The organism is Pantoea sp. S18 (genome assembly GCF_045689705.1).
Classification (GTDB): domain Bacteria; phylum Pseudomonadota; class Gammaproteobacteria; order Enterobacterales; family Enterobacteriaceae; genus Pantoea; species Pantoea symbiotica.
Window position 1 is genome coordinate 1,249,717 of record NZ_CP142688.1, and the last position, 13,079, is coordinate 1,262,795.

Sequence of the window (13,079 nt, forward strand, 5' to 3'; positions counted from 1 at the left end):
GAACAACATGGATAACGTGGTAAACCTCTGGCCGCTGTTGGGTATTGCCGCCATCATTCTGGGTTTTGTGCTGCGCTTTAACCCGGTGCTGGTGGTAATTGTGGCGGGCTTCGTCACCGGGCTGGCGGCGCATCTGCCGCTGGCAGACATTCTGGAAAAACTCGGCTCAGGCTTCCTCAATACGCGCAACCTGCCGCTGATTCTGCTGCTGCCGCTGGCTGTTATCGGTTTGCTGGAGCGTCATGGTCTGAAAGAGCGCGCGCAAAGCTGGATCGCGCAGATCAAAACCGCTACCGCCGGCCGCTTACTGATCGTCTACCTGTTTGTGCGTGAAGCCACCGCCGCGCTGGGCTTAACCAGTCTCGGCGGCCATCCACAGATGGTGCGTCCACTGCTGGCGCCGATGGCTGAAGGCGCTACCGAAAACCGTTACGGTGACGTCCCGCCAGACGTGCGCTATCGTCTGCGCGCCATGTCTGCGGCGACCGATAACATTGGTCTGTTCTTTGGCGAGGATATCTTCGTTGCCTTTGGCGCGATTATCTTCATGCATAACTTCATGCAGGAATCTGCCGGTATCAGCACCGAACCGCTGCATATTGCGCTTTGGGGCATCCCGACCGCCCTTTGTGCTTTCCTCATTCATTCCGCCCGTCTGGTGCGTCTTGATCGCCAGCTGTCGCGTGAATTAGGCGTGTTAAACCAGCAGGCGCTGAACGCCAAAGGAGGGAAGTAATGTTCCAGCAACAATATTTGATGTGGCTGGCAGGCGTGATCCTGCTGGTGGTCGCCGTGCTTTCCTGGCGTGACAGCGCTAACCCGCGTCGTTTTACCACCGGGCTGTTCTGGGCATTGTATGGTCTGATTTTCCTGATTGGTGATGGTGCTTATCAACTGATGGGACAATGGGCGGGCGATGCTGAACTGGGCCGCCGCTGGTTGCATATTGGCGTGGGCGTAGCCGTGGTGTTAATGGCGCTGATTGCCGGTTTCGGTGGCGTGCGTCTGGGGCGTTATCATCAACGTAGCGATGAGCAGAAGCAGGAGAGCGCTAAACGCCTGCATAACAAACTGTTCCTGCCAGCGCTGGCGATTCCGCTGGTAACGGTGATTGGCGTGCTGGCGTTTAACCATATTCCCGGCTTGCAGGACACGGTGTTTGGTCCCGGTAATCACTCCACGCTGGTGACGCTGTTCTCAATGATGATTGGCTGCCTGCTGGGCTGGCTGATCGCGTTGAAAATTACCCATGAAAAGCCGCTGCAGTCGATGCAGGAAACCCGTCGTCTGCTGGACGCGGTGGGTTGGGCGTTTATCCTGCCGCAGATTCTGGCCACGCTTGGCCTGCTGTTCACCAGTGCCGGTGTCGGCACGGCGATTTCGCACCTCACCGAGCAGTATCTGGCGGTGGATAATCGTCTGATTGCCGTCGCGGTCTATGCGGTGGGTATGGCGTTGCTGACCATGGTGATGGGTAACGCCTTTGCTGCCTTCCCGATTGTGACCGCCGGCATTGGTATTCCGATTCTGGTGCTGCAGCACGGCGGCAATCCGGCGGTGATGGCGGCGATTGGTATGTTCTCCGGCTATTGCGGCACGCTGATGACACCAATGGCGGCCAACTTCAACATCGTGCCCGCGCGCCTGTTGGAGCTGCCGGACCGCAACGCGGTGATCAAGGCTCAGGTGCCAACCGGTGTGCTACTGTTGGTAGTGAATATTTTCCTGCTCTACTTCCTGATGTTCTTGTGAGGTTGCAATGAAAACGGTGTTAATGACGGCGTTTGAGCCTTTTGGTGGCGAAACTATCAACCCTTCGTGGGAAGCCGTGCGCACCTTCGACGGCAAAGAGATCGCCGGTGCGCGCATTGTTGTACGACAGTTGCCGGTGGTGTTTGCCACCTGCGGTGAAGTGCTGACGCGCGCGCTGGACGAGATTCAACCCGATCGCGTGTTGTGTGTTGGGCAGGCTGGCGGCCGCGCCGATATTACGGTTGAACGTGTCGCGATTAACGTGGACGACGCACGTATTCCGGATAACAGCCAGCAGCAACCGATCGATCAGCCGATTGAGGCGGATGGCCCGGCGGCCTATTTCTCCACGCTGCCGATCAAAGCGATGGTTGCCGCGCTGCGCGAAGTTGGCGTACCGGCTTCGGTATCGCAAACCGCCGGTACCTTCACCTGCAACCACGTGATGTACAGCCTGCTGCACTGGATTCACACCACCAACAGCAAGGCGCGCGGCGGATTTATTCACATTCCGTATATGCCGGAACAAGCGGTGCACCATCCGGGCGTGGCCAGCATGGCGACGTCTAGCGTGATTCAGGCGCTGGAAACTTCGCTGCAGGTGATCCTGAGTACCGAAAATGATATCCGCGTCGTCGGTGGCGCCACGCATTAACAGGAGTTGTTATGCCTGAGGGACCGGAGATCCGCCGCGCGGCGGATCAGCTGGCAGAGGCAATGGTCGGCAAACCACTCACCGATGTGTGGTTTGCCTTTCCACAGCTGAAAACCTACGAACCGGCGCTGATGGATGCCACCATCAACGCCTTCGAAACGCGCGGTAAAGCGTTGCTCACCCACTTCTCTAACGGTTTGACGCTCTACAGCCACAATCAGCTGTACGGCGTGTGGCGCGTGGTGCCCACCGGCACGCAGCCGAATACCACGCGCCAGCTGCGCGTACGGCTCGCTACCGCGGATAAAACCATTTTGCTGTATAGCGCGTCGGATATTGAGCTGCTCAATGCTGATACCTTAGCGGCGCATCCGTTTTTGCAACGTGTAGGCCCGGATGTGCTGGATACCAGTTTAACGGTGGAAGAGGTGCGCGAGCGTTTACTGTCGCCGCGTTTTCGTCGTCGTCAGTTCAGCGGCTTGTTACTCGATCAGGCCTTTTTAGCTGGCCTTGGTAATTATCTGCGCGTGGAGATTTTGTGGCATGCCGGATTGCTGGCATCGCATCGGGCGCAGGATCTCAGCGAGCAGCAGCTGACGGCATTGAGTGAAGCGATGCTGGCGGTGCCGCGTTTGTCATATCAGATGCGTGGCAGCATGAAGAAGTATCACGAAGAGGCAGCGTTTCGCTTCGAGGTGTTTCATCGGCAGGGCAAAAAGTGTCGGCGATGTGGAGCGGTGATTGAGAAGGGCGTGCTGTCATCGCGGCCGTTTTACTGGTGTCCGGGATGCCAGTTGTAGCGCTGCGTTTAGTGCTTAACGCTGGTGCCTGGTTTTCGTAGGGTGCGCATTCATGCGCACCAGGTCGCCATGAATGGCGACCCTACGGAGTTTGTAGCGATTGTGAGTCAAGAAAACGTACTGATACTACAGCGCGGGTGTTGGGGCGACATCCCAACTCGCTGAGCGAGTGAGGGATTCCAGGACGAGCCGCACGGATGCGGCGAGAGGTGGCGCTGAGCAGGAGCGAATCGCCACCGGTCCGTCAGGAATCGTGAATGAGTGAAGGGACCGCGCAGCGGCGGGTTGGGCTGGCGCAGGGCCCGGGAGTGCAGAGGGCGTGGCCATGACGCCCTCTGCTCGGTCGCCGCACCAAGGTGCTGCAACTGCTTAGCACATGGCGAACGAAAGTCGCTCTGCGCTTAACTAATCGGCGTTGCCAGATGGCCGCCTTTCTCTTATTTATCCAGCGCCGAGGTGAATGGACGCTCGGTATAACCGGTATACAGCTGACGCGGACGGGCGATTTTCATGCCTTCGTCGTGCATCTCTTTCCAGTGTGCAATCCAACCGACCGTACGCGCCATCGCGAAGATAACGGTAAACATGGAAGACGGGATGCCCATCGCTTTCAGAATGATGCCTGAATAGAAATCGACGTTTGGATAGAGTTTACGCTCGATGAAGTACGGGTCGTTCAGCGCGATGTGTTCCAGCTCCATCGCCACTTCCAGTAGATCATCTTTCATGCCCAGTTCGTTCAGTACTTCGTGACAGGTATCGCGCATCACGGTGGCACGTGGATCGTAGTTTTTATACACGCGGTGGCCGAAGCCCATCAGACGGAACGAATCGTTTTTATCTTTCGCACGTTTAACAAACTCAGGGATGTGATCAACGGTACTGATCTCCTCCAGCATGCGCAGTGTCGCTTCGTTGGCACCGCCGTGCGCCGGTCCCCACAGTGAAGCGATACCGGCGGCGATACAGGCAAACGGGTTCGCGCCTGAAGATCCTGCGGTACGCACGGTAGAGGTTGAAGCATTCTGCTCATGGTCGGCGTGCAGAATCAGAATACGGTCCATCGCGCGTTCAAGTACTGGATTCACTTTGTACTCTTCGCACGGCGTGGCGAACATCATGTGCAGGAAGTTACCGGCATAAGAGAGGTCGTTACGTGGATACACAAACGGCTGACCAATCGAGTACTTGTAGCACATCGCCGCCATGGTCGGCATTTTCGACAGCAGGCGGAACGCAGCGATTTCACGGTGACGTTCAATGTTGACGTCTAAAGAGTCGTGATAAAACGCTGCCAGCGCACCGGTCACACCACACATCACCGCCATTGGATGCGAATCGCGGCGGAAGCCGTGGAACAGTCGGGTGATTTGCTCGTGGATCATGGTGTGGCGGGTAACGGTGGTGCGGAACTCTTCAAACTGGGCTTGGGTCGGGGCTTCGCCATTCAGCAGGATGTAACACACTTCGAGATAGTTTGAGTGGGTTGCCAGCTGATCAATCGGGAAACCACGGTGTAACAGAATACCTTCGTCACCATCAATAAAGGTGATTTTAGATTCGCAGGACGCCGTAGAGGTGAAGCCGGGATCGAAGGTGAACAGGCCTTGAGAGCCAAGGGCGCGGACATCAACAACATCTTGTCCCAGCGTGCCTTGCATCACGTCCAGTTCAACAGACGTATTATCTTGTAGGGTTAGCGTCACTTTTTTATCTGTCATTATTTCGTCTCCATAGCGCCTTTAAGGTAAGGATCTTAGACACCAGAATAGCCTCCATGTTGCATAAAACCACAATCTTCCCAGCATCACTCTACGGTAACGTTGGTTAGGCAAGGTTACAGAGTAAACGCTGAATTTGGGCCATTCGGTGGCATCGGGGCATGACATGCTGCACATCGAGGATGTTAAAGTTCCTGTCACGACATAACTTCTTGGTAACCAATAACCTGATGCTTTATATAACTTGTATTGGCAATGTTACATAACTTGAGCTTAGGGGAAAGTGTATCCCCATAACTTTTGTGCATCATAGGGCTTTAATGCGATTGTTTGTAACTGAAATGTTTATTCTTTGTCAAATCAGATAATTAAAAATGTATAAATTGTGAAATTCGTGAAGGTGATCACTGTTCAGCCTAAATGTGACCAAAGAGATTGTAGGGGAATTGTAATCAGAATGTGATCCTCCTATACTGCGGCCAGGTCTCCGGAACACCCTGACACCAGGAGCCACCCAGCGTTTTACCCGCTTTATTTAACACTGGATGTTGCTATTTTGGTGGCGGTTGCAGTCTGAACACACGCTGTGTCTCTGATGCAACTCAGGACCGGAGGAAGCAAAATAAAAAAGAGCTGTGTGGGCAAAACCGTGAAAAAACAAAGACCTGTTAACTTGGATCTCTCGACGATCCGGTTTCCCGTTACTGCAATATCGTCCATTCTCCACCGCGTCTCCGGCGTGATCACCTTTGTCGCTCTCGGAATTCTGCTCTGGTTACTGGGTCTCTCCCTCTCTTCTCCTGAAGGCTTCCAGCAAGCGGCATCCATCATGGATAGCTTCTTTGCCAAATTCATCATGTGGGGCATTTTAACTGCGCTGGCGTATCACGTCGTGGGCGGTATTCGTCATATGTTGGCTGATTTTGGCTTTATGGAAGAAACCCTGCAGGTGGGAACCCGTTCCGCGCAAGCGGCTTTTGTTATCACTGTCGTGCTCTCAATTTTGGCTGGAGTCCTCGTATGGTAAGCAATGCTTCTGCATTAGGACGCAACGGTATCCATGACTGGCTGTTACTGCGTGCTGCTGCAATCTTAATGACGCTTTACATCATCTACATCCTCGGTTTTGTCGTGATGACAGGCACGCTGACGTATGACGTCTGGCATGGCTTCTTTTCATCCGCCTTCACTAAAGTGTTCACTATGTTGACGCTGTTCTCGATTCTCATCCACGGCTGGATTGGAATGTGGCAAGTGCTGACTGACTACGTGAAACCAGTAGCAACCCGTTTGCTCCTGCAGTTTGTGATTGTGGTTGCGCTGCTGTCGTACGCAATTTATGGATTTGTTGTGGTGTGGGGTGTGTAAATGAGTTTGCCAGTCAGAGAATTTGATGCCGTGGTGATCGGCGCAGGTGGCGCAGGTATGCGCGCCGCCTTGCAAATCTCCCAATCGGGCCAGACTTGTGCCCTGTTATCCAAAGTTTTCCCAACCCGTTCCCATACTGTATCGGCGCAGGGCGGTATTACCGTCGCGCTGGGTAACACCCATGACGATAACTGGGAATGGCACATGTACGATACCGTCAAAGGTTCCGACTTTATCGGCGACCAGGACGCGATCGAATATATGTGTCATGTCGGTCCAGAAGCGATTCTGGAACTGGAACATATGGGATTGCCTTTCTCTCGTCTTGATGACGGCCGCGTCTATCAGCGTCCGTTTGGCGGTCAGTCGAAGAATTTCGGCGGTGAGCAGGCGGCGCGTACCGCAGCTGCGGCCGACCGTACCGGCCACGCCTTGCTGCATACGCTGTATCAGCAGAACCTGAAGAACAAAACCACCATCTTCTCCGAATGGTATGCGCTGGATCTGGTGAAAAACGAAGACGGTGCGATTGTCGGCTGTACGGCTATCTGCATGGAAACCGGCGAAACCGTCTATTTCAAAGCCAAGGCCACCATTCTGGCGACCGGCGGCGCGGGCCGTATTTACCAGTCCACCACTAACGCCCACATCAACACCGGTGATGGCGTTGGTATGGCGCTGCGCGCAGGCGTGCCAGTGCAGGATATGGAAATGTGGCAGTTCCACCCAACCGGTATTGCCGGTGCGGGCGTGCTGGTTACTGAAGGTTGCCGTGGTGAAGGTGGTTACCTGCTGAATAAGCATGGTGAACGCTTCATGGAACGTTATGCGCCGAACGCCAAAGATCTGGCGGGTCGTGATGTGGTTGCACGTTCAATGATGGTGGAAATCCGTGAAGGTCGCGGTTGCGATGGCCCTTGGGGTCCGCACATTAAACTGAAGCTCGACCATCTCGGTGCCGATGTACTGGAATCGCGTCTGCCTGGCATCCTTGAGCTGTCGCGTACCTTTGCGCACGTTGACCCAATCAAAGAACCGATTCCGGTGATCCCAACCTGCCACTACATGATGGGCGGCGTGCCGACCAAAGTGACCGGCCAGGCGCTGCGCGTGAACGAGCAGGGCCAGGATGAGGTGATTCCGGGTCTGTTCGCTGTCGGCGAAATCGCCTGCGTATCGGTACACGGCGCTAACCGCCTCGGCGGCAACTCGCTGCTCGATCTGGTGGTGTTCGGCCGCGCAGCCGGTGTGCATCTGCTGGAGTGTATTGAAGAGCAGGGCGAACTGCGTGAAGCCACGCAGGAAAATCTCGATGAAGCGATGGCGCGCTTCAACCGTTGGGAAAATAACACCACCGGTGAAGATCCTGTCGAAATCCGTAAAGCGCTGCAGCGCTGCATGCAGAACAACTTCTCGGTATTCCGCGATGGCGATGCAATGCGTGAAGGTCTGGAAGAGCTGAAAGTGATTCGTGAGCGTTTGAAATCGGCGCGTCTGGATGATCGTTCGCCGGACTTCAACACCCAGCGTATCGAGTGCCTTGAGCTGGATAACCTGATGGAAACCGCTTACGCCACTGCTGTCGCCGCCAACTTCCGTACCGAAAGCCGTGGCGCGCATAGCCGCTTCGACTTCCCGGATCGCGATGATGAAAACTGGCTGTGCCACAGTCTCTATGTTCCGCAGACGGAAAGCATGACGCGCCGTGAGGTGAACATGCAACCGAAACTGCGTGCGGCCTTCCCGCCGAAAGCGCGTACCTACTAATTGCGGAGATCATCATGAGACTCGAATTTTCTATCTATCGTTACAACCCGGAAGTCGACGACAAACCGCGTATGCAGGAATACACGCTGGAGTCGGAAGATGGTCGCGACATGATGCTGCTGGATGCGCTGATTCGTCTGAAAGAGAAAGACCCAACGCTGGCTTTCCGTCGCTCATGCCGTGAAGGCGTGTGCGGTTCAGATGGTTTGAACATGAACGGTAAAAACGGTCTGGCATGCATCACACCAATCTCTGCGCTGGGTAACGGCACGAAGAAAATTGTTATCCGTCCACTGCCTGGTTTGCCGGTGATCCGCGACCTCGTGGTAGACATGGGACAATTCTATGCACAGTATGAGAAGATTAAGCCTTTCCTGTTGAATAATGGGGAAAATCCACCGGCACGCGAGCATTTACAGAGCCCTGCTGAGCGTGAGCATCTGGACGGTTTGTACGAGTGTATTCTCTGCGCCTGCTGCTCAACGTCGTGCCCGTCGTTCTGGTGGAATCCGGACAAGTTTGTTGGTCCGGCTGGCCTGCTGGCCGCTTACCGTTTCCTGATCGACAGCCGCGATACGGAAACCAATGCGCGTCTCGACAATCTAAACGATGCTTTCAGTGTTTTCCGCTGTCACAGCATCATGAACTGTGTGAGCGTGTGCCCGAAAGGCCTAAACCCAACGCGCGCCATCGGCCATATTAAGTCGATGCTGCTGCAACGCGGGGCGTAACAGAAAGTCACTGTCCGGGAACCCAGGTTCCCGGATGTTTACGGAAGCCTCTATAAGCGCGGTGCTGACCACGCTTATAAAGGTTCCCTTACGAGCCAGGCGCCGGTAGCGCACAGGTTCGTATCGCTGAACTCACTACGGCAAGCCGCGTAAGCGGTAAAAAATGAAACCTCATAAAAAGCAGATTAATGCTTAAGGGATCACAATGCAGAACAGCGCGATGAAACCCTGGCTGGACTCCTCCTGGCTGGCCGGCGCGAACCAATCTTACATAGAGCAACTCTATGAGGATTTCCTGACCGATCCTGACTCAGTTGATGACATGTGGCGCGAGCTGTTCCAACAGCTGCCGGGCACTGGCGTGAAACCTGAGCAATTTCACTCCACCACGCGTGATTACTTCCGCCGCCTGGCTAAAGACGCCACGCGTTACACATCAACCGTGACCGATCCAGCAACCAACTCCAAACAGGTTAAAGTGCTGCAGCTGATTAATGCGTTCCGCTTCCGCGGCCATCAGCATGCAAACCTCGATCCGCTTGGCCTGTGGAAACAGGACACGGTAGCCGACCTCGATCCGGCTTATCACGATCTGACCGACGCCGATTTTCAGGAAAGCTTTAACGTAGGTTCTTTTGCTATCGGCAAAGAGACTATGAAGCTGGCCGATCTGTTTGCGGCGCTGCAGCAGACTTACTGTGGCTCAATTGGTGCAGAGTACATGCACATCAACAACACTGACGAGAAGCGCTGGATTCAGCAGCGTCTGGAATCGGTGGTGGGCCACGCGTCTTTCAGCAGCGACGAGAAAAAAGGTTTCCTGAAAGAGCTGACCGCGGCAGAAGGCCTGGAAAAATATCTGGGCGCGAAATTCCCGGGTGCGAAGCGCTTCTCGCTGGAAGGCGGTGATGCGCTGGTGCCAATGCTGCGCGAGATGATTCGTCACGCTGGCAAGAGCGGTACGCGCGAAGTGGTGCTGGGTATGGCGCACCGTGGTCGTCTGAACGTACTGATCAACGTATTAGGTAAGAAGCCGCAGGATCTGTTTGACGAGTTCTCCGGCAAGCACAAAGAACACCTCGGCACCGGCGACGTGAAGTACCACATGGGCTTCTCGTCTGACGTGGAAACCGAAGGCGGCCTGGTGCATCTGGCGCTGGCGTTCAACCCGTCGCATCTGGAAATCGTGAGCCCGGTAGTGATGGGTTCGGTGCGTGCGCGTCTGGATCGTCTGGCCGAGCCAAGCAGCAACAAAGTTCTGCCAATCACCATTCACGGTGATGCTGCTGTTATCGGCCAGGGCGTGGTGCAGGAAACCCTGAACATGTCGCAGGCGCGTGGTTACGAAGTGGGCGGTACCGTTCGCATCGTGATTAACAACCAGGTTGGTTTCACCACCTCCAACCCGAAAGATGCGCGTTCTACGCCGTACTGTACTGATATCGGCAAGATGGTGCTGGCACCGATTTTCCACGTTAACGCGGACGATCCAGAAGCGGTGGCGTTTGTCACTCGCCTGGCGCTGGATTATCGCAACACCTTTAAACGTGATGTGTTTATCGATCTGGTGTGCTATCGCCGTCACGGCCACAACGAAGCCGACGAGCCAAGTGCAACTCAGCCGTTGATGTACCAGAAAATCAAAAAGCATCCAACGCCGCGTAAAATCTACGCCGATCAGCTGGAAAGCGAAGGTGTTGCGACCACTGAAGATGCCACCGAGATGGTTAACCTGTACCGCGACGCGCTGGATGAAGGCGAATGCGTGGTGCCGGAATGGCGTCCGATGAGCCTGCATTCATTCACCTGGTCGCCATATCTGAACCACGAGTGGGACGAAAGCTACCCGGCAACCGTGGAACTGAAACGCCTGCAGGAACTGGCGCGCCGCATCAGCAGCGTACCGGAATCGGTAGAAGTGCAGTCTCGCGTGGCCAAGATCTACAACGATCGCAAAGAGATGGCCGAAGGCAACAAAGCGTTCGACTGGGGCGGTGCTGAAAACCTCGCTTACGCCACGCTGGTTGACGAAGGGATTCCGGTACGTCTTTCCGGTGAAGATACCGGTCGCGGTACCTTCTTCCACCGTCATGCTGTGATCCACAACCAGACCAACGGCTCAACCTACACGCCGCTGCACCATGTCCATAACGGTCAGGGTCAGTTCAAAGTGTGGGATTCCGTGCTGTCTGAAGAAGCGGTACTGGCCTTCGAATACGGTTACGCCACTGCAGAACCGCGCGTGCTGACCATTTGGGAAGCGCAGTTTGGTGACTTCGCCAACGGTGCACAGGTGGTGATCGACCAGTTCATCAGCTCCGGCGAGCAGAAATGGGGCCGTATGTGTGGCCTGGTAATGTTGCTGCCGCACGGTTATGAAGGTCAGGGTCCTGAGCACTCGTCAGCGCGTCTGGAGCGTTATCTGCAACTCTGTGCTGAACAGAACATGCAGGTGTGCGTGCCTTCTACGCCAGCGCAGGTTTACCACATGCTGCGTCGTCAGGCGCTGCGCGGTATGCGCCGTCCGCTGATCGTCATGTCACCAAAATCACTGCTGCGTCATCCACTGGCCATTTCCAGCCTGGAAGAGTTGGCCACTGGCAGCTTCCAGCCGGCGATTGGTGAGATCGACGATCTCGATCCGCAGCAGGTTAAACGCGTCGTACTGTGTTCGGGCAAGGTTTATTACGATCTGCTGGAGCAGCGTCGTAAAAACGAGCAGACCGACGTGGCCATCGTGCGTATCGAACAACTCTATCCGTTCCCGCACAAAGTCGTGCAGGAAGTATTGAAAAACTATGCTCATGTGCAGGATTTCGTGTGGTGTCAGGAAGAGCCGTTGAATCAGGGCGCATGGTATTGCAGTCAGCATCATTTCCGCGAAGTGGTTCCATTTGGTGCGTCACTGCGTTATGCAGGCCGTCCGGCTTCTGCTTCACCGGCCGTGGGCTACATGTCCGTACATCAAAAACAGCAACAAGACCTGGTTAATGACGCGCTGAACCTTGGTTAATAAAAAGGAAAGAAAATGAGTAGCGTAGAAATTCTCGTTCCCGATTTGCCTGAATCCGTAGCGGACGCAACGGTTGCAACCTGGCACAAAAAACCCGGCGACTCCGTGAGCCGCGATGAAGTACTGGTAGAGATTGAAACTGACAAAGTGGTGCTGGAAGTGCCTGCTTCAGCGGACGGCATTCTGGAAGCCGTGCTGGAAGATGAAGGCGCTACCGTCACTTCTCGTCAGATTCTGGGCCGTCTGAAAGAGGGCAACAGCAGCGGGAAAGAGACTGCGGCAAAAGCGGAAAGCAAAGAGTCTACACCAGCACAGCGTCAGACCGCTTCTCTGGAAGAAGAGAGCAACGATGCGCTCAGCCCAGCGGTTCGCCGTCTGATTGCTGAAAACAACCTCGATGCCAGCCAGATCAAAGGCACCGGCGTTGGCGGCCGTCTGACGCGTGAAGATGTGGAAAAACATCTGGCGAAGAAAGCCGACGGTGGCAAAGCCGCACCAGCGCCAGCCGCTGCTGCTGCACCGCAGGCCGCTGTGGCTAACCGCAGCGAAAAACGCGTACCGATGACGCGTCTGCGTAAGCGTGTTGCCGAGCGTCTGCTGGAAGCGAAAAACAGCACCGCGATGTTGACCACGTTCAACGAAATCAACATGAAGCCAATCATGGACCTGCGCAAGCAGTACGGCGATGCGTTCGAGAAGCGCCACGGCGTGCGTCTGGGCTTCATGTCCTTCTACATCAAAGCGGTGGTTGAAGCGCTGAAACGCTTCCCGGAAGTGAACGCGTCGATTGATGGCGAAGATGTGGTTTACCACAACTATTTCGATGTGAGCATTGCGGTTTCTACGCCGCGTGGTCTGGTAACGCCAGTGCTGAAAGATGTTGATGCGCTGAGCATGGCCGACATTGAGAAGAAAATTAAAGAGCTGGCGGTGAAAGGCCGTGACGGCAAGTTGACGGTTGAAGAGTTGACCGGCGGTAACTTCACCATCACCAACGGTGGTGTGTTTGGTTCGCTGATGTCTACGCCAATCATCAACCCACCGCAGAGCGCGATTCTGGGCATGCACGCCATCAAAGATCGCCCAATGGCGGTCAATGGTCAGGTAGTGATTCTGCCAATGATGTATCTGGCGCTCTCTTACGATCACCGTTTGATTGATGGTCGTGAATCCGTTGGCTATCTGGTCGCGGTGAAAGAGATGCTGGAAGATCCAGCTCGCCTGCTGCTGGACGTCTAATTTCGCCGGGCGCGCGGTGTGAAGGCGCGCCCA

Annotated in this window: 11 protein-coding genes; 10 read left to right on the forward strand and 1 reads right to left on the reverse strand. The window is 55.2% G+C overall.

Annotated features, from left to right (window positions below; translation table 11 throughout):
• The first annotated feature begins 7 nt into the window (after window positions 1–7).
• From VIJ98_RS05650 to nei, 4 genes are read left to right on the forward strand one after another with little or no spacing between them, the layout of a single operon-like run.
• Window positions 8–736: a DUF969 domain-containing protein gene (locus VIJ98_RS05650; RefSeq protein WP_323272679.1), complete on the forward strand. Its 729-nt coding sequence runs from the start codon at window positions 8–10 to the stop codon at window positions 734–736.
• Entirely contained in the window at window positions 736–1,752 is a 1,017-nt protein-coding gene (locus VIJ98_RS05655; RefSeq protein WP_323272681.1) for a DUF979 domain-containing protein, read from the forward strand. Before VIJ98_RS05650 ends, VIJ98_RS05655 begins: the two co-directional genes overlap by 1 nt.
• Before the next feature lie 7 nt (window positions 1,753–1,759).
• On the forward strand, window positions 1,760–2,407 hold the full coding sequence (pcp, locus tag VIJ98_RS05660) for a pyroglutamyl-peptidase I (RefSeq protein ID WP_154153352.1): 648 nt from the start codon (window positions 1,760–1,762) through the stop codon (window positions 2,405–2,407).
• Between the two features lie 11 nt (window positions 2,408–2,418).
• A complete protein-coding gene (gene nei, locus VIJ98_RS05665; RefSeq protein ID WP_323272684.1) occupies window positions 2,419–3,207 on the forward strand; it encodes an endonuclease VIII in 789 nt (262 codons plus the stop codon).
• 437 nt (window positions 3,208–3,644) lie between these two features.
• Here nei and VIJ98_RS05670 read toward each other — a convergent pair whose 3' ends face one another.
• Window positions 3,645–4,928, reverse strand: coding sequence for a citrate synthase (locus tag VIJ98_RS05670; RefSeq protein WP_008107361.1), 1,284 nt, complete (start codon window positions 4,926–4,928; stop codon window positions 3,645–3,647).
• Window positions 4,929–5,523: 595 nt separating this feature from the next.
• On the opposite strand from VIJ98_RS05670, the gene sdhC reads away from it, so the two are divergent.
• The 6 genes from sdhC (at window position 5,524) to odhB (ending at window position 13,046) form a co-directional block, all read left to right on the forward strand.
• Window positions 5,524–5,955 (forward strand): succinate dehydrogenase cytochrome b556 subunit, encoded by a 432-nt coding sequence (gene sdhC, locus VIJ98_RS05675; RefSeq protein ID WP_154153347.1) that lies wholly within the window; start codon window positions 5,524–5,526, stop codon window positions 5,953–5,955.
• Window positions 5,949–6,296 (forward strand): succinate dehydrogenase membrane anchor subunit, encoded by a 348-nt coding sequence (gene sdhD, locus VIJ98_RS05680; RefSeq protein WP_008107364.1) that lies wholly within the window; start codon window positions 5,949–5,951, stop codon window positions 6,294–6,296. The genes sdhC and sdhD overlap by 7 nt, the downstream gene beginning before the upstream one ends.
• The gene (gene sdhA, locus VIJ98_RS05685; RefSeq protein ID WP_036649196.1) at window positions 6,297–8,063 is read left to right on the forward strand and encodes a succinate dehydrogenase flavoprotein subunit; all 1,767 of its coding nucleotides are present in this window, start codon (window positions 6,297–6,299) and stop codon (window positions 8,061–8,063) included.
• 14 nt (window positions 8,064–8,077) lie between these two features.
• Complete coding sequence (locus tag VIJ98_RS05690) at window positions 8,078–8,794, forward strand: succinate dehydrogenase iron-sulfur subunit (RefSeq protein WP_008107369.1); 717 nt, start codon at window positions 8,078–8,080, stop codon at window positions 8,792–8,794.
• Between the two features lie 205 nt (window positions 8,795–8,999).
• Window positions 9,000–11,807, forward strand: a complete 2,808-nt coding sequence (gene sucA, locus VIJ98_RS05695; RefSeq protein ID WP_323272687.1) for a 2-oxoglutarate dehydrogenase E1 component — start codon at window positions 9,000–9,002, stop codon at window positions 11,805–11,807.
• Between the two features lie 15 nt (window positions 11,808–11,822).
• Window positions 11,823–13,046, forward strand: a complete 1,224-nt coding sequence (gene odhB, locus VIJ98_RS05700) for a 2-oxoglutarate dehydrogenase complex dihydrolipoyllysine-residue succinyltransferase (RefSeq protein WP_323272689.1) — start codon at window positions 11,823–11,825, stop codon at window positions 13,044–13,046.
• The last annotated feature ends 33 nt before the right edge of the window (window positions 13,047–13,079 follow it).